This window comes from Ralstonia sp. 25C, from assembly GCF_051904805.1.
Lineage (GTDB): Bacteria > Pseudomonadota > Gammaproteobacteria > Burkholderiales > Burkholderiaceae > Ralstonia.
In genome coordinates this window covers 1,791,805-1,815,039 of the sequence record NZ_CP196737.1, presented here as the reverse complement: position 1 = coordinate 1,815,039, position 23,235 = coordinate 1,791,805, and the positions used below count along the sequence as shown (strand labels likewise).

General features: G+C 58.3%; 17 protein-coding genes. 13 read left to right on the top strand and 4 right to left on the bottom strand.

Annotated features, from left to right (window positions below):
* Positions 1-97 precede the first annotated feature (97 nt).
* The 9 genes from ACS7SF_RS08410 to ACS7SF_RS08370 all read left to right on the top strand — a co-directional run bounded on the left by ACS7SF_RS08410 (position 98) and on the right by ACS7SF_RS08370 (position 13,261).
* On the top strand, positions 98-766 hold the full coding sequence (locus ACS7SF_RS08410; protein ID WP_439892506.1) for a PIN domain-containing protein: 669 nt from the start codon (positions 98-100) through the stop codon (positions 764-766).
* 700 nt (positions 767-1,466) lie between these two features.
* Positions 1,467-3,260 (top strand): DUF262 domain-containing protein, encoded by a 1,794-nt coding sequence (locus ACS7SF_RS08405; protein WP_439892505.1) that lies wholly within the window; start codon positions 1,467-1,469, stop codon positions 3,258-3,260.
* Positions 3,257-5,647, top strand: coding sequence for a GmrSD restriction endonuclease domain-containing protein (locus ACS7SF_RS08400; protein ID WP_439892504.1), 2,391 nt, complete (start codon positions 3,257-3,259; stop codon positions 5,645-5,647). Before ACS7SF_RS08405 ends, ACS7SF_RS08400 begins: the two co-directional genes overlap by 4 nt.
* Before the next feature lie 180 nt (positions 5,648-5,827).
* Positions 5,828-6,010 carry a hypothetical protein gene (locus ACS7SF_RS08395; protein WP_439892503.1) on the top strand — a complete coding sequence of 61 codons (183 nt, stop codon included), beginning with the start codon at positions 5,828-5,830 and terminating at the stop codon, positions 6,008-6,010.
* Positions 6,007-7,605 (top strand): Eco57I restriction-modification methylase domain-containing protein, encoded by a 1,599-nt coding sequence (locus ACS7SF_RS08390; RefSeq protein WP_439892502.1) that lies wholly within the window; start codon positions 6,007-6,009, stop codon positions 7,603-7,605. Before ACS7SF_RS08395 ends, ACS7SF_RS08390 begins: the two co-directional genes overlap by 4 nt.
* Positions 7,602-8,519, top strand: coding sequence for a XamI family restriction endonuclease (locus tag ACS7SF_RS08385; RefSeq protein WP_439892501.1), 918 nt, complete (start codon positions 7,602-7,604; stop codon positions 8,517-8,519). The genes ACS7SF_RS08390 and ACS7SF_RS08385 overlap by 4 nt, the downstream gene beginning before the upstream one ends.
* Before the next feature lie 620 nt (positions 8,520-9,139).
* Entirely contained in the window at positions 9,140-11,011 is a 1,872-nt protein-coding gene (locus ACS7SF_RS08380) for an ATP-dependent nuclease (protein WP_439892500.1), read from the top strand.
* Positions 11,008-12,867 carry an ATP-dependent helicase gene (locus ACS7SF_RS08375; RefSeq protein ID WP_439892499.1) on the top strand — a complete coding sequence of 620 codons (1,860 nt, stop codon included), beginning with the start codon at positions 11,008-11,010 and terminating at the stop codon, positions 12,865-12,867. The genes ACS7SF_RS08380 and ACS7SF_RS08375 overlap by 4 nt, the downstream gene beginning before the upstream one ends.
* 85 nt (positions 12,868-12,952) lie before the next feature.
* Positions 12,953-13,261, top strand: coding sequence for a hypothetical protein (locus ACS7SF_RS08370; RefSeq protein WP_439892498.1), 309 nt, complete (start codon positions 12,953-12,955; stop codon positions 13,259-13,261).
* Positions 13,262-13,576: 315 nt separating this feature from the next.
* Here the strand turns inward: ACS7SF_RS08370 and ACS7SF_RS08365 are convergent, their stop codons facing one another.
* The 3 genes from ACS7SF_RS08365 to ACS7SF_RS08355 form a co-directional block, all read right to left on the bottom strand.
* Positions 13,577-14,392, bottom strand: a complete 816-nt coding sequence (locus ACS7SF_RS08365; protein ID WP_439892497.1) for a hypothetical protein — start codon at positions 14,390-14,392, stop codon at positions 13,577-13,579.
* A 65-nt stretch (positions 14,393-14,457) separates the two neighbouring features.
* A complete protein-coding gene (locus tag ACS7SF_RS08360) occupies positions 14,458-15,468 on the bottom strand; it encodes a hypothetical protein (protein WP_439892496.1) in 1,011 nt (336 codons plus the stop codon).
* A 657-nt stretch (positions 15,469-16,125) separates the two neighbouring features.
* Positions 16,126-17,163 (bottom strand): DUF4238 domain-containing protein, encoded by a 1,038-nt coding sequence (locus ACS7SF_RS08355; RefSeq protein WP_439892495.1) that lies wholly within the window; start codon positions 17,161-17,163, stop codon positions 16,126-16,128.
* Between the two features lie 139 nt (positions 17,164-17,302).
* Between ACS7SF_RS08355 and ACS7SF_RS08350 the strand changes: the two genes are divergently transcribed.
* The 3 genes from ACS7SF_RS08350 to ACS7SF_RS08340 all read left to right on the top strand — a co-directional run bounded on the left by ACS7SF_RS08350 (position 17,303) and on the right by ACS7SF_RS08340 (position 20,426).
* Complete coding sequence (locus tag ACS7SF_RS08350; protein ID WP_439892494.1) at positions 17,303-18,214, top strand: hypothetical protein; 912 nt, start codon at positions 17,303-17,305, stop codon at positions 18,212-18,214.
* 35 nt (positions 18,215-18,249) lie between these two features.
* Complete coding sequence (locus ACS7SF_RS08345) at positions 18,250-19,533, top strand: glycine-rich domain-containing protein (protein WP_439892493.1); 1,284 nt, start codon at positions 18,250-18,252, stop codon at positions 19,531-19,533.
* Between the two features lie 617 nt (positions 19,534-20,150).
* Positions 20,151-20,426, top strand: coding sequence for a hypothetical protein (locus tag ACS7SF_RS08340; RefSeq protein WP_439892492.1), 276 nt, complete (start codon positions 20,151-20,153; stop codon positions 20,424-20,426).
* A 534-nt stretch (positions 20,427-20,960) separates the two neighbouring features.
* Here the strand turns inward: ACS7SF_RS08340 and ACS7SF_RS08335 are convergent.
* Positions 20,961-22,328 carry a diguanylate cyclase gene (locus ACS7SF_RS08335; RefSeq protein WP_439892491.1) on the bottom strand — a complete coding sequence of 456 codons (1,368 nt, stop codon included), beginning with the start codon at positions 22,326-22,328 and terminating at the stop codon, positions 20,961-20,963.
* 303 nt (positions 22,329-22,631) lie between these two features.
* On the opposite strand from ACS7SF_RS08335, the gene ACS7SF_RS08330 reads away from it, so the two are divergent.
* Positions 22,632-23,231, top strand: coding sequence for an undecaprenyl-diphosphatase (locus ACS7SF_RS08330; protein ID WP_439892490.1), 600 nt, complete (start codon positions 22,632-22,634; stop codon positions 23,229-23,231).
* The last annotated feature ends 4 nt before the right edge of the window (positions 23,232-23,235 follow it).

Genomic DNA, 23,235 nt, shown 5'->3' with positions numbered 1-23,235 from the left:
AAATCCGTGCACCAGTGAGATACATGGCGATCTTCCCGGAGCCGAACGCCAGCGCGACATTGCATAACTCTATTGGACAGTTTCTCCACTCCCTCACATGACCAAGAAGCTCTTGCTAGTGGACTACGAGAACGTCCACAAGATTGACCTCTCGCTTTTGGATGAGAGCTTCCGCGCCATCATCTTCGTGGGCGCCAAACAAAACCCACCGAAGGCCGCAAGCAAGCCGGCGACCGCCCACAGGTTTCAGCGGGTGGACTTCCAGAAGATCGAAGGCAATGGCAAAAATGCCCTGGATTTCCACATCGCCTTTCAACTCGGGCGAACGATTGAAACGGCGCCCGACACCGAATGCTTTGTTCTCTCTAGGGACAAAGGCTTCGATCCCTTGCTCGCGCACCTCAACAAGAGCGGATTGAAGTGTCTCCGTTTGGAGCGCCTTGAAGACTTGGTGTGCGAGCCCGTTGGCACACCATCGATTGCTGCCGTGGTTTGTCGGCGATGCCACAGGGCTAGCACCATCGAACACCACGGCGGCCAGTGGTGCACGAACTGTGGTTGCTTTGCGAGCCAGCCTGATCCGAGCCAACTCCCGTCCAATCAACCTGGATTTCATCGGGCGCGCCCGCGTTCCATCAGCTTAGCGCGTGACCGAGGAATCATGGCTCAATGCGGCTGGTGCGGCAACCGAGGCGATATGACTGGCGGCATCTACGACGATGGCGAGTGGATGTGTGGGCACTGTGTTGCCCAACACGCGCGCTGACCGGTTAGCGACCAATTGGTGCCTTGGGGCCGACGTAGCGTTTGTATGCCGTGATCCAATTGCGCGTCATCTCCCACTGGGCCCGCGCCAAGGAAATCTTGCGGTGGCACACAAGCGTGTGCAAGCGGTCCTCCAGCTTGTCCTTGGCAAGACTGCCCCAGTTACCGATCACGTGCCTAGGCTGCGGCTAGAAATTCCTCGCACTATCTGGTGAGCCACCAATCTCCAGTGCAACAAGATGGTCTTCCTCGTAGTCCCGTAGTCGCTTGTCAGCGTAGCTGTACAGCCGGACCTGCCGCACTTTTAGGTCATGCGTGAATTGCAGCGGTTGACGTACGGTCTTGGTGTAGCCGCGGACGCAGATCGTCTCGCGGATGTTGGCTTGCGCCACACGCTGATCGACGGCCCCCCGAGTCAGTCTGGGATTATTGGGGCGTGCCCGCACAACAGGCGCGACGGCTGCATACGCTCCTGCGACATCGTGGAGACTACTCTTGCTTCTTCGCGCGTGCGCCGGATGCGCAGCGCGACAAACAACTAAGTATGCCGCGTTTGCACACCTACCCCTTGATGAACATCGAGGGGGCATTGTACTTTTCACACACACGCCCTTGCAGACCACGGGCCTCCGCAAGATAACGGTTGACAGTCGATGTTGCAGTGTTTTGAACAGCATCCCTAATACAGTAGGCGGTCGCTCGTGGACGCGACTGATGAGGAAGGAAAAACGATGGCGGCGCAACTATCCCTTAGGCCCATTAGCGACCTGCTGGGTGAAAGATTTTTTATACCTGCCTACCAGCGAGGTTACCGTTGGACCAAGCGTCAGGTAACTGAGCTTCTGGACGACATATGGGAATTCCAAGCCTTGGCGGATGCCGGTAAGAGCGCCTTCTACTGCTTGCAACCCATTGTGGTGAAACGGCACGCCGAGTCGGGCGACTGGGAATTGGTGGACGGCCAGCAACGCCTAACCACCATTCACCTTGTGCTGACCTTCCTGAATGACCTTATGCAGGCTCTGGATCAGGATCAGTTTCGGCTCATCTATGAAACGCGCAAGGACAGCGAGGCTTTTCTTCAGCGGATCGACTCTGCCCAGGCCGACAAGAATATCGATTACTTCCATATCTGTAACGCCTATGCCGCCATTGAATCCTGGTTCCAGGGCCGACATGGCAGCCACCGAATGAAGGTCCTACAGGCCCTGGTCAACGACGACAAGGCAGGGAAGAACGTGAAGGTCATCTGGTACGAACTGCAGGAGGCGCAGGCCGCGATCCCGGCGTTCACCCGGCTCAACGTGGGCAAAATCCCGCTGACAAACTCGGAACTGGTGCGCGCCCTTTTTCTGCGCTCCGGCAATTTCGCGGCGTCCACCGTCTCTCAGGAACAACTGCGCATTGCGCAGGAATGGGACACCATTGAAAAGGTGCTTCAGTCGGATCAGTTCTGGTACTTCATGCATAGCGGCACTGGGACACCGCAGAACAGGATCGAGTACCTTTTCGACCTCCACGCCCGAAGGGAAGGCTGGCAGACCGAGCCGGGGGACCCCTACAGCACCTTCCATTTCTTCCACCGTAGGCTGCTGGAGGAGAAGCGACCAGCGGATGAAGAGTGGCTGCGGGTGAAGCAGTCGTTCATGTCCCTAGAGGAGTGGTTCAACGACCGCGTTCTCTACCACTTGGTCGGATTCCTGGTCCAGGAGGGGGAGGATATCCAGGGGCTCCAAATCTTGGCGCAGGGCGCAGCGAAGGGAGCCTTCCGGGCCAGATTGCGCGAGCGGATTGCGCGCAAGGTTGGCCTCGCCTGCGACTGGGCCGACTCGGATGCTGTGCGCAAGTCCATCGAAGAACATTTGGCAGACTTGGAGTACGGACGCGATTCGCGCCGGATTAGGGCCATCCTGCTGTTGTTCAACGTTGCAACCTTGCTGGCTAACCCGCGTTCCAACCTTCGGTTCCCGTTCGATGCGTTCAAGAAGGAGGCGTGGGACATTGAGCATGTGAAAGCGGTCGCCTCGGATCGACCGGGCAAGGCTGATGCTCAGCGGCTCTGGCTGAACAACGTCGCTGGCTACTTCGCACACCGTCCCGAGGACCAGGACCTTAGCATTCGCATCCATGCCCAGTTGGCCGAGGAGGGTAGCCACGGGCAGGAATTCGACGCGCTATATGACGACATCCTGCGGCGGGTGGGCGAAGCCAACGACCCCGATGTGGATAACGGGATCGGCAACCTGGCGCTGTTGGACAAAGGTACGAACCGCGCTTATAAGAACGCCATATTCCCGGTCAAGCGCCGGTGGATCCTGAAGTTGGACGAGGCGGGCACCTTCGTGCCGCTATGCACTCGCAACGTCTTTCTCAAATGCTACAGCGAGGACATCGCCAACATGTTGTTCTGGTCGCCGCGTGACTCGGATAGCTACCGCACGAAGATAGCCTCCACTCTTTCGAGATTTTTTACCGTTGACAAGGAGACGGTATGAGCGTCGGGGAAAGACTAAGTTTCGCGGCGCTATTTGAGCGCCATCCCGAGGTGTGCATTCCCATTCTGCAGCGGGACTATGCCCAAGGTCGAGCTGCCGAGGCCGAAGTGCGCGCGGCCTTCTTGCAAGCTTTGCGGGATGCACTGGACAAGCCGGAGGACGATCACTCGTTGCCTCTAGATTTGGACTTCGTCTACGGAAGCCTCGACAGCAGAGGTTCATTCGCGCCGCTGGATGGGCAACAGCGGTTGACGACACTGCTGCTGCTGCACTGGTATCTCGCCGCGAAAGACGGGTATGTGCCCGATTTCATGCGGAGGGAGTCGCCAGCGCGCGGTGCGAGATTCACCTACGCGGTACGTCCCAGCAGTCGCGAGTTCTTCGATGCACTATTGGATTGGCAGCCGGAGCAGAGGCGGAACACGAAGCTCTCTGCCGATATCGCCGATCAGCCGTGGTTCTTCCGGTCCTGGACGATGGACCCGACTATCCAATCGGCGCTGACAATGCTGGACGAGATCGACGCGCGCTTTGCCGATGCCAAGGGCCTCTATGAGCGGCTGACGAGCCGAGATCGGCCCGCAATTACATTTCAGTTGCTTGACCTGCAAGACTTTGGCCTGTCGGACGATCTTTACATCAAGATGAACGCACGCGGCAAGCCGTTGACCAGCTTTGAAACCTTCAAGGCCCGTCTGGAACATCACGTCGACTCAGTGGTGCCGGACGCTCGTTTCGAGATGCACGACCGACAGGTGGGCGCAAGCGAGTACATCAGCCACCGGATTGATACCGCGTGGGCCGACGTGTTGTGGCACTACCGCGACCGACAGACAGCGCTGTTCGACGATAGGTTTATGAACCTTGTGCGTGCTGTTGTGATGGTAACTCGCCGCCCAGATGAGAGGTCGCACGATGCCTTGATGTACGCGCTGCGCGATGGCCAGCAGGCATTCTCATTCGTCCGCTATCAGCAGGCTGGGTGCCTAGACGAGCCGTTCGCGCGCACTTTTGTGGCGTTGCTGGACGCATGGTCTGGCCACGAAGCCGGCATTCGGCCCTTACTGCCCAAGGGCTGCGCCTTTGATGAACAGGCGTTTATCGAGCGGTTGCTCAAGGATGCTCCGCGACTTAGCTATGCGGAATTGGTGCAGTTCAGAGCCTACTGCGGATTCCTCACCAGCCATCCCCACGGCGGCGCTCCGGCGTTCGGAGAGTGGATGAGGGTGGTGGTCAATCTCAGTTCGAATACGCCCTACGATCGTCTGGACGACTTCACCCGCAGCTCGCAGTCGGTAGACGAACTATTGGAGCACGCGACAGAAATCTTGTCGTATTTGGCCGCTCCTACCGGAAAATTGGTGAGGGGCTTTTACGGGCAGCAGGTGCGAGAAGAACGTATTAAGGCATCCCTAATGCTCCGCGACGAGGACTGGCGGGGCACCATCGAATCTGCCGAGCGGCACGGTTACTTTGCAGGGCAAATCGAATTCCTACTAGATTTCTCTGGCGTGCTTGAGGACTGGAATGAACTAACTGGCTTCACCTGGTCCCCAGATCAGGAGGTCGATCGCCTCGTTCAGTTCACCAGCTATCGGGACAAAGCCTTCGCCGTTTTCGCGGACGATGGGTTACGCGCGCTCCCGCAATACCTGTGGGAGCGCGCGCTGCTCGTGCATGGGGACTACCTATTGCACGTGGGCCGCAACCATAGCTTCTTGCACAACGCCGAGCGTGACGAGAGCTGGAAGCGCTTACTGCGCGCTGGCCAGGGCGATGAGGCCTGGGCCAAGCGCAAGCTGGTGCAGGCAGTGCTCGACGACATAGACGTGAGCCGGGGTGTGGAGGCGTCGCTCGCCGAGCTCGTGCAGGTTCAAACCCCGGAAGAACCCTGGCGCGCCTTGCTTGTGCAGCACCCAGAGGCGATTGCCTATTGTGGACGGCGCAACATGCGCCGGGGAGTGGCGGGCCGCGTGTACCTACTGCGCAAGACTCGGATGAGCGGCGAGCACGCCGAGCTACTCACCTATGTGCTCTATCGCCGCTTGTTGGCTGCGGTGAAGACGGGTGATCTCATCTATTACGTCAGCGTCTCGTCCGATGAGGTGGAGCCCTTCGTCTCCGGATTGTTCGCGGGTAGGCATGGCCGCTTGTCGGTCCGGGTGGAGCGCGACGAGCAGGGGCTGTTGATCACCGTGGGTCCGCCTGACACCGAAGCAGCCAACTGGCTGCCGCAGGGTTTCGTGGATGAATTGGCAGTACAAGGCTTTGGTTTCGCCGGGGGGCGGTTGGTAGCTAGAGCCTCACTTCCAACGGCCGAGCAAATGCTGATCGACATGGCTGCGCGCGCTAAGGCGTGGGACTTCGAGCCGGTGCCAAAAGCGTAAAACCGACCTTCTTCCAGAAGCTTTGGCTGGTCTGTTGGGCGCCTTCATTTGGCAATCTTTGGAGAGAAGGTCGCCGGTGGGTGGTTGCGAGTCGGCTCGAACCTTGTAAGAGGCAAATGATCCCGAGCTGTCGATTGCATCAGCTATACTGTCGACTAGTCGACGATGATCGAGGGAAGCATGATGCCAGCAAAACCCGTCCAGAAACGCACCAAGAACGATGGCAAGACACAGATTGTCGGTATTCGCATGACTCCGGCGCTTGCTCAGGAGGTCAAGATAGAAGCAACTAAGCGGGGCGTTACACTGAAAGTCCTCTTCGCTGAGTTGTGGGAAAGTCATAAGCAGCGCGCTCAGTCATGAAGCGCATACAAACGGAAAGCGACCTGATCGCCGTCGCCGCGGCACTGGTCGGGACCTCGGCTGCGCTTTCTTCTGGCGAAAAGGCACTGCGAAGGAAAGTGTCTCGGCTAGTCATTGAGCCAGCCTTTGTGGACGCTATTCGCGACGACATTCGCGCCGGAAGCGATCCACTGGGCAATGCGTTTGCTGCTGTTCGTTCTTCCGTCGAGCGCCGTGCAGTTGGGGCTGTTTACACGCCCGCGCCAATCGTTCGCTCGATGATGGCTTGGTTAGCCACTCAAGGCACTCCCGCTCGCATCGTCGATCCGGGTGCTGGTTCGGGGCGCTTCATCTTGGCCGCAGGCGAGGCCTTCCCCAAAGCGCAACTCGTCGCTGTGGAAGTGGATCCCCTGGCAGCACTGATGCTGCGCGCAAACCTGAGTGCTCGCGGCTGGACTGACCGGGCGACGGTGCTGGTGAAGGACTATCGCGAGGTAAAGCTGCCGCGCTGCGCTGGCATGACAGCCTTCATCGGAAATCCGCCCTATGTGCGGCATCACGATATCGCCGAGGACTGGAAAGCCTGGTATGCCTCCACCTTCGCTGCCCTCGGCATCAAGGCCAGTGCTTTGGCGGGTCTGCACCTGCACTTCTTCTTGCAAACGCGCTTGCTAGCCAGGGCGGGTGATGTGGGCGCATTCATCACCTCCGCCGAGTGGATGGATGTGAACTATGGTGCTGCGCTGCGCCGCCTCCTGCTCGATGAGCTAGGCGGGATTGCTCTGCACGTGCTTGAGCCGACCATCGAAGCTTTCCCTGGCACGGCGACAACGGCTGCGATCACGTGCTTCCGCGTCGGTGAGACAGCTGAACCGATGCGCGTGCGCGCCGTTGACGAGTTGAAGCAACTTAACGGCCTAACCAAGGGAACCGACATCCCGCGCGAGCGACTGCATGCCGCACCACGCTGGTCGATCATCGTCCGTCCGTCCGAGGTGTCCGAGCTACACACAGCTGGCGATATCGAGCTCGGCGAACTGTTCCGCGTGCATCGTGGCCAAGTCACCGGCGCAAACGGCATTTGGATAGCTGGCGAGCATGCGAAGGACCTGCCCGATCGCGTTAAGCTGCCAGCTGTGACCAAGGCCAAAGATTTGATCGAGGCTGGTGCGCATCTGCGCTCAGCTGACGTTCTACGCCGTGTCATCGATTTGCCGGCTGAACTGGACGATTTCAGCAAGGCAGAGCGCCGACGTATCAGCGCCTTCCTGTCCTGGGCGAAGCTCAACGGCGCAGATCAGAGCTATATCGCACAGCATCGCAAAGCCTGGTGGTCTGTGGGCCTAAAAGCTCCAGCCCCGATTCTGTGCACTTATATGGCCCGCCGGCCGCCTCAGTTCACGCTCAACGCATGCGATGCGCGACATATCAACATCGCCCACGGCCTCTATCCGCGCCAGCCGCTGGCTGATAATGTGATGGCCCGCCTAGTGACGTGGCTCAATACAAACATAAACACGGGGAGCGGCAGGACTTATGCCGGTGGCTTGACCAAGTTTGAGCCCAAGGAGATCGAGCGCCTGCGTATCCCGAGTCTGGAAATACTCCTCGCATGATAAGCGCACCACCTCGTTGGACCGCTGCCGAGCTCGCGGAAGATGCTGCAACTTCTGCCGGGCAGTTCCGGGCTGAGCGTTTGGCTGTCACTGACTCCTGGGAAACCCACTATAAGCAGGCGCGGAAAAAGTTCGAACTGCTTTTCGAGAAGCTGAGCGACCTAAACCCTGGAGCGATCACCGGTGACAACCTCGCCGAGGCCTATGGCCTGGGCCTTGGTGAAGCGCTGCGTTACTTGGCTGGTCCGCCGATCTCTGATGACGATCTACAAGTCATCGCCGACGTCGATTCGATCGCTCCCGGCATCCTGACGAAAGACCCGGAGGCGCTGCGCAAGGTATTCGGGGTTATTGAGCGCGTGATCGACCCTCACCGCTTCCCCTGGCTGGACGGTGGCATCGCACCGACCACCCAGCAGCGTGAGGCGGCCTTGCTGGCGTCGTCCGTGCTCTTGGCAGCGCAGCGCATCGCGACCGAGCGGCGCAACGAGGGCAAGGACACCCAAGAGACGATGGTGAAGGACTACCTTCGTGGTCTCGGCTTCACTGAGGTTCCTGCTGTGGCTATCAATACGATCGTCAAAGGGCCGCAGGCCATGCAGTTCTGTGCCGAGTGCCAGCTCGGCGAGCGCAAGGCCGATGTCGTCGTGCGTCTGCACGACACGCGCCTCATGGCAATCGAGTGCAAGGTGTCGAACAGCGCGACCAACAGCGTTAAGCGTTTGAATAACGACGCTGCCGTCAAGGCCGAATACTGGATCAAGCAGTTCGGCACAGCGCAGGTCGTGCCGGCTGCTGTGCTGGCCGGCGTTTTTAAGGTGAAGAACCTCGAGCAGGCGCAGGTGCGTGGCCTCTCCCTTTTCTGGTCGCACGATCTCGACAAGCTCGGTGCATTTATCGGCTCCACTAGGTGAGAGAGCGCAGGCCGCTCGGACGAGTCCCGCGGCACGATCTTTTCCCTGCCACCCGCCGGCGTGTGGACGGGCAGCAGTTCAAGCTGACAAAATGGCTTACGACTACTGGGAGGCCGCATATGACGCGGAGCGTGATCAGCGAGGACACACGCGTTTTTGCATTTGCGGTCCCAAAGAAAATTGCCGCAGCCCTGGATCTCGCATGGGTCTTCGTTGCAGAGCCTACACTTGATCAAGTGTAGCTTCGCTTGAACGACAGACGAGCAAGGAACGAGGCATCGTTCTTTGCTTTGTGTTAGCCGGTTGGGTGTAGATGTGAATTAGTGCCCCGAGTGCGCACAAGGCTAGGACGCGGTGGAAGGTGGCCGGCTTGGATCGTCAGTGCTACTACCATGCGCGAAGGCGTGCTTGGAGTCGGCATCCCGGCCCCTGGTTGGGAGAAAGCCATCAACTTCAACTCGCCCGACACCTGCTTGATCTAGGCTTCACGCTGAATCTCCATTCAAAATGGCGTGGCGGCTAAAGGCATCGGGCAAGACGCAGCACTTTCGAACTAGACCGACGGCGAGGGCCCGGTATTGTGCGAGTGTTCACTTGCAATGCGAATTTGAGAGAGACCCATGCCAATCTACGCGCCCGAAAGCGGCGTTGCCATAACCGATGTTCGCGTAAGCAATTTTCGCTCGTTGGCCAACATCGAGGTTGAACTCAATGATTTGACCGTGCTCATTGGGGCAAACAATGCAGGGAAAACGAGTTTTCTTGACGCGATGTTTGCGGCAATTGGCTCTGGGCGTAAGCTGCTAGGACAAGACGACATCCGCTTGATGCACGGTGAGGCGATGCCGCCAAAAGATCGACGGGTAGTCATCGACATTCGGATTCGCCCTGTCGATGAAATCGGAAAGGTCGTGGAGAAATTCCCGGAGGGCAGTTTTTGGACGGCTCTGTGGGGGTCGGGCATCGTGCTGGATGATCATGATTTTGACGAGTTCATGGCCTTTCGCACAACGCTGACTTGGCGCGTGGAAAAAGCGGACTACGTCGTCGAACGGCTCTTTCTCAAGGAGTGGAGGTCGTTTGAAGAGTGGATCGAAACACCGACGCAAGACAAACAGCTCTCTGCGACTCAGCTTGAACCGGTTGCCTTGCATTACATCGATGCCAAGCGAGACTTGGAGGATGATTTCCGTCGTCAGGGATCGTTTTGGCGGCGGATGACTGAGGACCTCGGCTTATCTGGGGACGACGTGACCGAGTTAGAGGCTACCTTAACCGGGATCAACCAACAGATCGTTGACAAGAGCTCGATGCTCCAACGTCTGAAAACGAACTTGTCGGATTTGCAGGTCGTAGTGTCTGCTGATAGCGCGGGGATTGACATCGCCCCCGTCGCACGAAAACTGCGTGACCTTTCGAAAGGCGTCGATGTGTCGTTTTCGACGGCAGGTGCGCAGTCGTTTCCGCTTGCGCGTCATGGGATGGGAACGCGGAGCTTAGCTTCGCTGCTTGTCTTTCGGGCGTTCACGGCCTGGCGTGGCGATGTTGCAGCCGATAACGGAGACAAACTGCATTCTGTCCTGGCATTGGAAGAGCCTGAGTCCCATCTCCACCCTCAGGCACAAAGATCGTTGTTTGCCCACATCAAGAAAATCAAGGGACAGCGTGTCGTTAGTACCCATTCGCCTTACTTTGCCGGGCAGGCGCAACTAGAGGACCTTCGATTGTTCATCAAGCGAGCAGGCGACACGAGCGCCCGCAAGCTCGATTTATCAAAACTTGAAAAGGCCGACGACATTCGAAAACTGCAGGAGACGGTCATTGAGTCCAGAGGGGACATCCTCTTTGCGAGGGCCGTGGTCCTGTTTGAGGGGCAGACAGAAGAGCAGGCTTTGCCGATATGGGCTGAGGCTTACTGGGGTGCGTCAATTCATGAATTGGGGTTCAGCTTCGTGCGTGCGAACGGAACCGACTACTTCCCGTTTATCTGGCTTGCGAAGAGCCTTGAAATTCCTTGGTATGTCATGGGGGATGGGGAGCAGAACGCGATCAACGACCTGGAGGCGGCCTTGAAGAAGGCGGACCAACCCAACATCGCCTCGTCTCCCAATGTTGTCGTCGTGTCCGCAGGCAAAAACTTTGAGACACAGCTGTTGGAGGATGGTTATTTGGCTGAAATTGAAGTCGCGCTGGATGAAGCGCATGGCCAGAAATCGTTCTTGGACGCGTATATCGATAAGCATCATGGTCTCGATTTGGGGAAAGGGAAGGGCACGCGAGACTACAAGAGTGACGGTGGCAGAATTCGTGCTGCAGCCGACGCAATGAAAGCTGCGAAGACGCGTCTTGCTAAGCCCCTGGCTCGGACGATCTCCGGTCTGAAAGACTTGGAGAGGCGTTTTCCGCGACATATCGAAAAGCTGTTTTCTACCATTGGCACTGACCACGGAATTCAAAAACTAGCGGCAAAGGCGGAGGCCAAGGAGCAATGAGCAATTCAACCAAGTTGCGCTTGTCGCCCCGGCAGGCAGAGGTTGTCGCACATGTCGACGGCGCGTTGTTGGTGGTGGCGGGCCCAGGTTCTGGCAAAACTCGCGTCCTTACGGAGCGCGTTCGCTCTCTCCTCACGAACGTCGCTGGTCACTTTCGCGTGTTGGCGCTTACGTTCACCAACAAAGCTGCCGACGAGATGCGTGATCGCCTTTCGGATTTGGGTGAGAACCGGCAACGCGCTTTCATTGGCACCATTCACAGCTTTTGCCTGGAAATGCTCGCCGAACGAGGAAGGCTCGTAGGCGTGGAAGGGGAGCCGCACATCTTTGAGCAGCACAAGGACCGCAAGGAAATCTTGTTGGAAGCGATACGGCAAGACCCTGTCCTTGACGAAGAAATCGGACAGATCGCCGACAGCAAGGAGCGCAACAAGCAGATCGATAGTTGGCTCCAGATGATCTCGCGCATCAAAACACACCCAATTACGTGTGCCGTACTCAACGACGAACTCGATCGGCGTGTTCTGGATGCCTACGACGCTGGACTGCGTGCGTGCGGTGCCTACGATTTCGACGATCTTTTGCTGCTTGGTTATCGGCTGCTAACCAACAATCCAAAGTTAGCCGACTTCTATCGGAGACTCTATCGATTCGTGTGCGTTGACGAGGCTCAAGACTTGAACGAGGCGCAATATGCGCTGCTTTGCGCCCTCTGTGGTGACTCGTACAAGAACATCATGATGGTTGGGGATCCGAAGCAGTCGATTTTCGGGTTCAACACCTCAAGTCCGGAATATATGGAGAGGTTTCGGGTTGAGTTTGGGGCAAAGTTGATTGAGTTGACTGAGAACTTTCGTTCATCGCAAGCGGTGGTCGATGTCGCGCGATCCCTGGATCCCAATTATCTTGTTGACACGCAGCTCCCTATCAAAGGCGACGCTCGTGTGCTGGTGGGGGACGATGAGGCGCACGAGGCGAGGTTGATCGTCGATGAGCTCGAGTTCTTATCTGAGCATGGACACCCTGATGTTGAGGGAAGCGTTGAACCGTCGAAGTGTGCGATTCTGGGTCGGACCCGGTTTGCGTTGCTCGCAATAGAAAAAGAACTGCGTCATCGCGATGTCCCGTTCTATAAGCGGTTGACTGCCAACCACGAGAATGAGTCTGAGCTGGTTGACGAGTTTTTGTTGTCACTGCGAGTCGTTGCGAACCCCAAGGACCGACTGCATTTGGCGGCGCTGGCCACCAAATGGAAAGTGCAACAGCCCCAAGTGGGAAACGACGCCGTGGCCGCCCTATCCCGAATGGCGCAACATTCTACCGAGCCTAGAGCCAAGGCAGTGGTAGAGGCGATCGCTTCGGTTGCTCAGAATATGGCCCGCTTGGATCTAATGCCAGCATTCAAGCTGATGCGGGATCACGCCGACACCCTGGACGAGACGGCGCGGCGGGCCATCTACGAGGACACGGCAGTTTTCCAGCAGGAGTGGGATCAATATCTTCGCTCTGACGGCCCATCAAGGACACTGTCTGGGTTCATGAGCAGTAAGGCGCTGGGTGCTACTCAAAAGGCCCACCGTGATGGGCTGGCACTGCTGACTGTTCACTCTGCGAAAGGCCTTGAATTTGATGTGGTGTTTGTTGCAGGCATGGCCGAGGGTACGTTCCCGGACTATCGAGCAACTGGCCGTACGCGAGAGATGGCCGAGGAAAGTCGCAACGCCTTTGTGGCAGTTACCCGGTCGAAGCGTCTGCTGTATTTGTCTTATCCGCGCGTCAAACTCATGCCCTGGGGCGACTATCGGACTCAACAACCATCTCGATTTGTTTCTAAATCCGGAATCGGCGGTAGATAAGCAGCGCCCGCCTAGGTGCCTGCCAGCTAAATGAAAACCAACGCGCAATAGCCAATAACACTGTGGCCCAGAAGCGTTTCATACCTTGGATCAATCCAACGTCACTCAACGTCAGCGAGCAGCGGCAATGAAAAGAGTCATCGCCTTCGTCGGCACCGCAGTTGTCTTCTATACGCTTGGTTTGTTTACTCCCAACTGGATCGCACTATACGAACACAAGCGAGATATTCGGGGAATTGCTGACCACTGCAACAAACTGTCTTCGGAGCAAACGGGGGATGCTGCGACGACCGTCTTCCGAGAATGTTTCAACCAAAATATCGCCGTTATGGCTGAGGCAGCCGAAACGTCTGCTGCGCGACATGCAGGGGATCTTGCAAGAAGGCTTGACTAGTACTGTCTGGTGGCCAGGCTGGTGCCATCGGCGCGACATGAGGCTTTGTCCCCGTTCTGCAGAGCATGCAAGAACTGGATCAGCCGGAGGCCTTTGGGGCCGCGATCACAGCCCCCGCATAGTGCTGGCCGGATGCGACAGAGGCCTGAGGAGACTCGGGCGGGGCTTGGCTCCGACAGCAGTCCCTCAACGACCTGAACGCTGCCGTCCGCAGCCATAACCTGCCGTTCAGCGAGTTGGGAAACCTACCGTTGGGTGGATAGCACTAGCTCACGCCGGCTTGGAACGGCGCGAACTGGCATCGACCGCCGCCGATTACATGAGCTCGAACGGAGACAACACGCCTGCAAGGTGTAACTGGTCCTTTCCGTCGACGCAAATCGACTCGACGACGAGCCAGAGGGAGGGGCCGTTTTGCCCCGGCGTAGCAGTAAGCGGCTTGTTCGTCGAGTCTGTAGCGCGAAGGATCGTTTCTGCGGGGACGGCTTTCAATTCCAGCCCATCTTTGACAGCGACATCAATTGATTTTCCTAGGCGTTCCGCCTTCTGACCGGCGCCAACGTTCAGATATCGAGCGAGGCCAAGCTCCGATATGAGAGACCAAGTGCCGTCGAGCCGCACAGGCAGGAATGAGAAAGAGTGCATGAGCATCAACTGTCTTGCGTGCGCCACGGGCTGCCATGGCTCGACGGTGATTGGCGACTTGACCATTACGTCGCCCACAGCAAGTTTACCGTTTGTCATCAAGGCTTCTTCAAGTCCAATGCACAGCTCAATGGCTGCTTCAGTTGCGTGTCGAGCATAGGCCCCGGTATGCATCGCATCGTTACGGGCCTGTTTGACTGTCCGATATAGCGCGTCGAACGTCTTGAAGACCCCCGGAAACGTCTGGGGCAACAGTCCAAACAGCGGCGAAGCCTGCGCACACTCTGCGATCCGATCCTTGTAATCCCCCATGGCTTCCTGTCTGCCAAATAGACGTAATCCGAGCGCTTCGATGGCAAAGCAGATTTCCGTAAAACTTTCCGAGTCCGCGAGCGCAGCATAGCGGGCGGCTCGCAGCTCGTCACGATAATAAACGCGCTCTTCTGGTCTGAGTGGGCGCAACGGCGGTGGCGACTTTTTTGCCATCGATACACGTGTCTTTAGTTAAAAAATAGGCTGTCGTATTGCTGTGCCAATGAGTCGCGGCGTCCCTAGGCGGTAATGAATGCCAGCGGGGCCCTTCGACGCCAGTTGGGCGGCCGTGGGCGGGAAGCGGGTGCGGCCATCGGGATGCCGAAGCCCAGGTTAGCCAACCCCGAGCGCACGTGGGTTAGGTGAAAGTCGATGTGGGCGTTGCGACCCTCACTAGGGTGCGCGACTGGCAGATACCTGTACGCATGGCCACCGGTTCGCAGCTCAAGGATCTCTCCGGCGAGTTGTTCAGTGGCTTCCATAATCGTTCCGGGGCGACGAACCAGCGTGCGCTGCTTCAGTAGATTCCAGGGCATCGCCCCCCAGGAAATGATCGTCACGTCGTCTGCCCTGTAGTGGGGGCGAGTGGCCGCCAGCAACGCCTCAAATCCTTCCAGGCACCCGTCGTAGCCGGCCTTCACCTTTCCAGTCGTGCTCTCTTCGGGCTCACGGTAGTCAGGATAGATGTTCACGAACAAGAGCGTGCCGAGCTCCCCGGACAACAGGGGGGCGGTCACGGCTGCGAAGTAGCGCTCAGCGCGCCCGGGATGAGCTTCGGGCATGCGATGCAGGCCATCTTGGCGCATGGGCCAGCTCAAGCTGTGCGGCTCCCGTGCACGTTTCGGCACGATGGGGTACCAGTCGTGTCCGACGATGACGATCAAGCGCCGGCCGGTCGCCCTTCCATACGTGCGGTGCAAAGCATGGTCGGTCCACGGACAGACGCCGAAGCTGAAGCCGAGGTCATACGCTTTGCACAAGGCGATCATCCGCGCGGCTAGTTCCGCTGCTGGCATGGAGTGATTCTTGAGCGCCTCGCCCTCAAGTTTCTCTACGGCTATGCTGAAGGCTTCATACTCATTCAGGGCGGCACGGTGGAAATCCGAGGTCAGGTAGCCCCACGGACGTGTTCGCCCGAAGTCCAAATAGCGGGCCAGTTCCGGCGTGATGCGCGGAAAGATCTCGCGATAAGCCTCGATGATCCTTTGGGCCTCTTGGCGCTCATAAGGAACTATGTTGGAGGGAGACATGCTTGCCGGTGGGGCCATAAGGGTATGCCTATTTTGTGCGATTCGCAGCTTTAGAGTTCATCATCCTGGCATTCGCGTAGCCTTTGTGAGGGGCGTTTCAGATTTTATTCTTGTTGACCCACCCCACCTCTCTTGAGCAAGAGGTTTTCTTCATACAGGAGAACACCAACGTCGGCTTCAAGTTAGTTTGGGTCGAATCAGATTAGGGATATGCGCAGTAGGTTTGGAGTCTGGTCAATGTCCGCGTCAGGTCGGAATGCGCCGATCGAGCAACGCGGCCATGGTCTTTTTGTGATGCAGCAAAACACGACGAACGGCATCAACCGTGAAGCCCGGATACCCCAAAAACAGAGCCTAGGCAGTTGCCGGACAGGGCCGCAGGACTGGGGGCACATTCGGGGGCATCTTCCAGAAATTAACTTGATTGTTCTTTGTGTGTACTGGAGTTATGCCAGAAGTTCGATTGTCCTTCGGCCACCAACTTACCGGCAAAGCTTGCCAAGCGATGCCAAGAAACCCGCTAGCCACAAGGCTTTGCGGGTTTTTTGTTGCTAGCGTTGCCCAAGTTTTGCCGTTGGCACCCGGGGGGCAAGTGGGAGCAAATTGGGGGACAAGTCAACGCCACTGTAGCGCTTGGTTGCCATGATCCGACTGGAATCACGTGCCGGAGCTGTGTCGAGACAAACTCGACTCGGCCTCGCTTTGCTCCCGATGCCAATTTCTCCAAGCATCTTGCTCGTTCAAACACTGCTCCAAGCTGACAACTCTGGGGCGCACGACTTGAACATCGCTCTTCTTCTTTTCGAAGACATAGCGGTCGGCATGCTCGATGATAATTTTTCGAATAAGTGTTGCCAGTGGCTTCTCAAGTACGGTGCCTCTCGGCCAACTCCTCTGGCCTATAGCGTTGTGTAGAAGGTGCTTGGGACTAAGGGGCAGAAATATGTCGCACCTTGGAACACCCCAAGCTCCGTTGAAATCATAGTTATTAGCGTCGTGAAAGTTGAGCTTGATGACAGGGTTGTCCGTCGTTGGCCAAGACACCCCCTCTGGTGCGTGTACGATGGTCCAACGGCTATGAGTGATTTTTTTTATGGTGTTTGTTAGCAGATGTCTAACACTCCACAGCCATAGCTTTCTTCCCACAACGGTTCTGGTTTCTATTGCACCGTTACCATCTGAAGTCTTGGAAATCGACACCTGAAGAGGAAAGATGTTGGCGGGATCAGCGTCTTGCTTGAGGAGTCTGGTCCCCGTCTTAGCGGCGTCTTGGAGAGACCTAACTGTGTCCCCCAGGGTCTCGTTCATCAACGGTTGTAGGGACTCTCGTTGCCGGGCAAGGAACGCTAATAGGTTTGCTGGGGTGCGCACATCTTGCGCAACTGCAAAGCGGATTAGAGCTCTCCAGTGTTCTGAGGACATTCGTTCATCCTTGACCGCCAGTCCGATGGCTTCCTCCGCAGGGTGTTCAAACTCTCGACCAAGCCAGTGTTCAAATTCATCCGTCTCCTCTAGGCCCACAGAGTAGGTGTATAGATGCTGATGGAAGGCTATCCCGCGAAGCGAGTGCTCTTTCCATAAAGGGACGTCCTCGTGCGGAACTAGTAGCCGATAGGTCAGAATCTTTCCGTTTGTGGACCACTGCTTTAGATAGAGTTGTGGTACGTAGTGGTTGTCTCTATGAAGCTGCCGCATTTCGGTTATTGCCCTGTCGTTGAAACGGTGGTGGCGAGGCTAGCAGCCCCTTTGCAGACTCCACACGATACCCCCTGACACCTCAAGCCGACGACATCTAGCGATGATTGCCTCGAAGCGACTTGCCCACCTAGCATGTATGTTCGTCGCAATTTCGACGACATCATTGTGCTTCGGTTCTCCACCACGTCAAAAGGCAGAAGCACGGCCCATAGCAGAGGGAAAACCGGCGGCCGTACAAAGCGAGGTGGAAATCGGCACTGAGCGCCATCCACTCGTTGTCACGACCATCACGTCTACGGAAGATCAAGCCGAAAAGTCAGTCATATCGGCACGTGATGAACGAAACGCGCACAACGGCCTGCTGACGACAATTTTTACTGGAATCAGCGCGAGCGCCGCACTGCTTCAACTCGTACTGTTCGCGTGGCAGCTCAGGCTAATGCGCAGGTCGCTTGAGGATACACATGCATCCGCTGACGCGGCGAGGGTAGCTGCAAGGGCGGCAGAGCTAAATGCACGCGCTGCTATCGGTATCGAGTTACCCGTTCTTCGGGTTCGACCGCCCGATGACATAATTCAGACAGACGGCCTAATCGACGATGACCATGCGTACGGTGGGACGGTGAACGACGGCCCCTTAACGCAATTTTCCGCAATTGGTCTTTTAAAGGTCGAGAATCACGGGCGTACTCCCGCTTTCCCAAATTCGATCTCAGTTGGATGGCAAGTCGCACATGAACTACCGGAAACCCCTAACTATAAGCTTACAGCTCGCCTGAATCACTCGGTTGTTGTTAAACCCGACGACGAAATTACTTTTGATCAGCACTACGGCATTGAATTAACTGAACAAGAGATCGCATCCTGCGCAGCTGGAACTTCATGGCTATGGTTTTACGGCGAACTCACGTATCGCGATTTTCTTTACGAGGAACACAAACATCGTTTCTGTTGGCGACACGCCGATAGAAACCCTCCAGATGGCCCCGCTTTCTTCTTCTTTTCTAGCGACGGGGAGCCGCCCCCCGCGTACATCAGGAGCGTTTAGGCGAGCGGGTACGGCGAACGTCTGGGAAAAGAAAGATGACAAACCGTTGGGACGAAACGTGGCACCGGCTTCGCGAATGGACGAACGGGCAAGCTCTATCGGAGCGCCTTGCCGCACAAATTTTGATTAGCGAAGGTTTTTCTAACATCGACCCCAGTCACCCATTGGGTGGCAAGGATGGCGGTCGGGATGGCGCATGCACGCGGGACGGCAAGCCGTGGATCATGGCGGTTTACTTCCCTCGCGGCCAGCAGGCTATCAAGCACTTTCGAAAGAAGCTAAAGGGCGATCTGGCGAAGGTTCCCACGGGTCAAGCCGTAGGCGTCGCATTTGTTACAAACCAAGAGCTGACGCTTTCTGAGAGACAGCGATTCATCGAAGAGGCGCGTCCCCTAGGTCTAGAAATATTCCACCTCGAAAGAATTACGGCGATTTTGGACAAGCCGAGCATGGGGGCCGTAAGGAAGCAGTTTCTGGGCATCGATGCCGATTCGGACATCGTAAATTATCTCGGTGGACATGGCGGCAGCGCGCCCGGTGCGGGAGGCGGAGGAGGGGGCGCGATAGGGGAAAACGCGCAAGGTGGCGATGGCGGCCCCGGAGGGAAAACCATACACCTTCACGGATTGGACGCAACTGCACCGGGCGCGGGCGGTGGGGGTGCTGGAGCTACTGGTCCGGGTTCGAAAGGGGGAGGCGGTGGAGGGGGTGGTGAGCACGTAATTGCTACCGATGTGCGCCTTGCACCCGGCCAAAAGATTCCGATCAAGATTGGTAAAGGCGGCAGACCAAACCTTGCTGGGGGCGACGGCGAGGACGGCGAAGATTCCGAGTTTGGCGACCTTATACGAGCCAAAGGTGGAAAAGGCGGCAAAGCGGGATTCAACTCATTCGAAGAGCGGGAAGTGACTGAGGCAGATCGAGCCAAAGGCCTTCGCGTTAGCTCGCTGATTGCTGCAGAAGTCGTTCACATGCGAGACGGCCTCTGCAACTTACTTGCCGCCGGAATTGAACACTTTTCGTTTCAAGAGCTTCCTAACGAGTGGACCTTTCCGTTATTCGGGACGCTATCGATAGGCAACGCTGCAGCAAATACGATGTTCAAGTTCGCGGCGACAATATTTGGGCCAGACGGCGGGGTGGTTTCGGAGCAAACATTCACGGTCTTTAGCGGTAACTCGCGTGCAGTTTCACGCCCCATGTTCTGCCTTGTCATCGGCTTTCCAGTTGACCGCGAAGGAGTCTGGACCGTTTCGATTCAGTCCGGCGGTTTCGAGTTCGAACGCTTGCCAATCGAGTTCAGGCTCGCGAAAACTTGAAGATACGTAACTTGCACAGAATAATCGAGTGTGCAACGCAGATTGCTAGGGGGCAAGTTATGGATGGTGAGCGGACGATTGGCTTAACCACAAGGCTTTCTTAACGTTGTTCGGTGGCCCTTCGGACCGTGAACAATTCGAAGTCGTCTAAAAACCCCGCAGACTTGATGCCTGCGGGGTTTTTTGTTGCGGGCACGGCCGCTTCATCCGAGCGCCAGGTTCATTGAATCGACATTGACGCAATGCCCCCGAGCCTTCGGCATTCCGGGTGCGGACGAAGAATCGGATTCCTCAACCAACCCCCATCGCTATAATTCACTCGCTGCCGCACCAACGGCAGTCGGGTTTGGCGACCCGACATACTCACAACGAGCGTCCGCTTGGCGGATTCGCTCGCGCACACTCGCGCAATGCCTCCATGGCGGGCCGGGTGGGGAGACCTCCGGGTCTGCCGGTTGCCGTGAGTACCGGTTCGCCAACCTCGCCGTCGGGCCCGCCACCTCGTTTGGCGACGATGGGCGGGCCTCCACCTCTACTCACGGAGGCTTCATGCCAATCGCTTCATACCCATCCCCACCTCAGCATCCCCCACCAGCTCGCGCACCAGGGGAGGTCCAATGACCCCCACCCAACGCCGCACCTACCTAACCGGCGCCCTGGCCGCGCGCGACTACCTCTGTCGCACGCAAACCGATCTGCGCATCCACCGCCAGCTCCGGCCAGACACGCTGCGCTGGGCACTGGCCCACGCGGCCAAGCACCCGCCGGAATATCGCGCGGGCTTTCTGGATGGCATCGGCGCCTTCGTGTCGATGGTGTTGGAGGGCTGTCAGATCAACCCTGAAACGTGGGAAGTGCTCTCCGCCATAGAGCGGGCTGGTGAAAGCCAATAACAACAGCAAGACGGCTCCCCGAGACGGGCGGGGATCCCTGTGCGGATGCTGTGGAGTGAAAAGCCGGCCGATACCCGTGCCGGAATACGCAAACGCGGATGTACACGATCTGTCCGGCGATCACGGCGAAGAGAGCCGCCAGCGTGACTCGCCACTGCGAGCCTGACGTGCTTGGGTGTGACTGTGGTCTGGCGCAATTGCCCCCATTGTGGATAACCCCCACCTCCTTTTGTGGATAACTTGTCGGACAAGCGTGTTGGTTTTGCGGGGGTGGAATGTCGATGGTGCGCGAACAACTTGTCCGCACGCAGAGGGCCGTGGATGCGAGTGACCCCACTCATCCACACCGGCACACATTCGCTCCGATGGGTTGTGCGTGCTGCAAGCCTTTGACGCTAAAGGGCTTTTTGGGGATATCCACAGAAACTATCCACCGTTATCTACTACTACTATCTTTATATATACAAAGACGTAAACAGAAACAAACAGCAGGCAGATTTGTGCCGCCTCATTTTGAAGCGCGGCCGAATTGCACTACGTCATGGCAGTGGCCATCGCCTGGGCGCTGATCACGAGGTTGCGTCCGGCGGCCTTGGCTTGGTAGAGCGCGGCGTCGGCGGCTTCTACCAGCGCGTCGGCGTTGATCGGTTCTGCGCCGGGCACCACCGTGGCACAGCCGGCGCTGACGGTGACGTAACGCGACGGCGCGGCGGTTTCGATGCGCAGGCGCAGCACGGCTTCGCGGGCACGTTCGGCGAGCGACTGCGCATCGGCTGCGTTCGTTTCCGGTAGAACGATGACGAACTCCTCACCACCGTAGCGCGCGATGAAGTCCGCCGGCCGACGCACCACGCCGGCCAGCGCAGCGGCCACCGCCACGAGGCAGGCGTCGCCGCGCAGGTGGCCGAAGGCGTCGTTGTAGCGCTTGAAATGGTCCACATCCATCATCACCAGCGAGAGCGGGCGTCCGCTGCGTTGCGCAGCACGCAGGTGGTTGCCGATCCGCTCGTTGAAGACGCTGCGGTTGTACACGCCGGTCAGGGGATCGTGCATGGACGTCTGCCGCAACGACACGTGCGCCTCGAACAGCTGCCGGTACAACATGGTGACTTGCCACACCAGCACGCAGACCAACACCCCGGGCGCGAACATGCTGAACAGGCGCGCGACATACCAGCCGACGGTAAAGCGGTCGGGGCTGAGCAGATTCAGGGTGGTGTCCGTCAGGCAGGCGAGTGCGGCAATGGCCAGCCAGACATCGAGCACGGCGCGCAAGCGGCCGCTGGCGACGACGGCCAGTACGGCGATGACGTTGATTGTCCGCAGGGCGGCGGCCACCGGGTTGCCGGCATTGGTTTGGCCCAGCGGAGGCGGCAGGTTGGCCAGCAACGCCACGCCGCACAGCAAGCCGCCCACGGCCACCGGCCCGCCAATCAGCAGCCAGGCCCATTGGTGGATCTGGCCTGCGCGAATGGCGTCTTGCGACACGCGCTCGCGCACCAGCACCGCCACGATCACAAACCACGGAAAGCCGCCATGCCAGAAGACCCACATCCACACCGCGCTGGCGGGCCGTGCGCCCAGCAGGCCAGTGGGCGAGAACAGGCCCGGAAACATCAGCAGTTGCAGGGCAACGGCCAGCGCCGTAAAGGCATAGGCCCCGCCGAGCGCTGCCAGCATCGGCTGCCGCGTGACGGTGAACTGCGCGCCCAGCAAGAATGCCGCGATGACGGCCGTGGTGAAGACGGTCAACGCGCACATCGGCATGAACGGTGGGATGGCGGGCCAGGGCAGACTGGCATTTGGCGCGCAGAGCCCCAGCGTCAGAACGATCAGCAGCGCGACAGTGCCGGCCATGACCAACTGTCCGCGCGTCGTCGGCTGGATCAGCAAGCTTTCCATCTATACCCCCCGGGGCTCGTTGTGGTCTTGCGTATGTGATTCGCCAAGGGGCTGCTGTGACTCCGGCAGCGCCCGGTCATGCCATGCTGGGTGCCCTGGCGGCGCGTTGACGTGTCTCCATCATAGGCAGCCGCTGGCGGAGGGAAAAGCCTAGGCAGGGATCAGGGTTGCTGTGCCCCGCCTAAGTCTGGCGGCATAGGCTTGCGCGCAGCCCGGCTCCAAGGCAATTGAAGGGAACGCCCGGTACGGTGCGCCGGACAAACCGTCGCAATCGAAATGACGCCAGCCTCTGGCCTATGTCGTATGGAATCGCTAAATCACACCCTGTTTCTCTGGATCAACGCGCCGGCGAACCCGTCGCCCGCCATCGTCTGGCTGGCCATGGCGTTTGCCGAATACGCCATCTGGCTGGTGCCGCTCACCCTCGTGGCGGGCTGGCTATGGGGCGAGCCGACCACGCGCCGGCAAGCTTTGCAGACCGGGGTGGCCGCGGCGCTGGCGTTACTCATCAACGTGGGCCTGGGCCTGCTGTGGTATCACCCGCGCCCGTTTGCGATCGGCCTGGGCACGAACCTGTTGCCGCATGTGCCGGATTCTTCCTTCCCCAGTGATCACCTGACGGCGTTGTGGACCGTGGCGTTTAGCCTGACGTGGAACGCGCGTCTGCTCCGCGTGGGCGTGTTGCTGGCGCTGCTGGGTTTGCCGATGGCGTGGGCGCGCATCTACCTGGGCGTGCACTATCCGTTCGACATGCTGGGGGCAGCGGCCGTGTCGGCGTTTAGCGCGTGGCTGTGCAGCGGGCGCGTGGCGCATACGCTGTCGGAGCCGTTGCACCGCCTTGGGTTGGCGGTGCATGGCGTGGTGCTGGCGCCGTGCGTGCGGCGTGGCTGGGTGCGCCGGTAGCGTT

Excerpts from the sequence above, each read along its gene's own strand:
- ACS7SF_RS08410 (WP_439892506.1), top strand. The coding sequence starts at position 98 with ATGACCAAGAAGCTCTTGCTAGTGGACTACGAGAACGTCCACAAGATT.
- ACS7SF_RS08400 (WP_439892504.1), top strand. The coding sequence starts at position 3,257 with ATGAGCGTCGGGGAAAGACTAAGTTTCGCGGCGCTATTTGAGCGCCAT.
- ACS7SF_RS08395 (WP_439892503.1), top strand. The coding sequence starts at position 5,828 with ATGATGCCAGCAAAACCCGTCCAGAAACGCACCAAGAACGATGGCAAG.
- ACS7SF_RS08390 (WP_439892502.1), top strand. The coding sequence starts at position 6,007 with ATGAAGCGCATACAAACGGAAAGCGACCTGATCGCCGTCGCCGCGGCA.
- ACS7SF_RS08385 (WP_439892501.1), top strand. The coding sequence starts at position 7,602 with ATGATAAGCGCACCACCTCGTTGGACCGCTGCCGAGCTCGCGGAAGAT.
- ACS7SF_RS08380 (WP_439892500.1), top strand. The coding sequence starts at position 9,140 with ATGCCAATCTACGCGCCCGAAAGCGGCGTTGCCATAACCGATGTTCGC.
- ACS7SF_RS08375 (WP_439892499.1), top strand. The coding sequence starts at position 11,008 with ATGAGCAATTCAACCAAGTTGCGCTTGTCGCCCCGGCAGGCAGAGGTT.
- ACS7SF_RS08365 (WP_439892497.1), bottom strand. The coding sequence starts at position 14,392 with ATGGCAAAAAAGTCGCCACCGCCGTTGCGCCCACTCAGACCAGAAGAG.
- ACS7SF_RS08360 (WP_439892496.1), bottom strand. The coding sequence starts at position 15,468 with ATGTCTCCCTCCAACATAGTTCCTTATGAGCGCCAAGAGGCCCAAAGG.
- ACS7SF_RS08355 (WP_439892495.1), bottom strand. The coding sequence starts at position 17,163 with ATGCGGCAGCTTCATAGAGACAACCACTACGTACCACAACTCTATCTA.
- ACS7SF_RS08350 (WP_439892494.1), top strand. The coding sequence starts at position 17,303 with ATGTTCGTCGCAATTTCGACGACATCATTGTGCTTCGGTTCTCCACCA.
- ACS7SF_RS08345 (WP_439892493.1), top strand. The coding sequence starts at position 18,250 with ATGACAAACCGTTGGGACGAAACGTGGCACCGGCTTCGCGAATGGACG.
- ACS7SF_RS08340 (WP_439892492.1), top strand. The coding sequence starts at position 20,151 with ATGACCCCCACCCAACGCCGCACCTACCTAACCGGCGCCCTGGCCGCG.
- ACS7SF_RS08335 (WP_439892491.1), bottom strand. The coding sequence starts at position 22,328 with ATGGAAAGCTTGCTGATCCAGCCGACGACGCGCGGACAGTTGGTCATG.
- ACS7SF_RS08330 (WP_439892490.1), top strand. The coding sequence starts at position 22,632 with ATGGAATCGCTAAATCACACCCTGTTTCTCTGGATCAACGCGCCGGCG.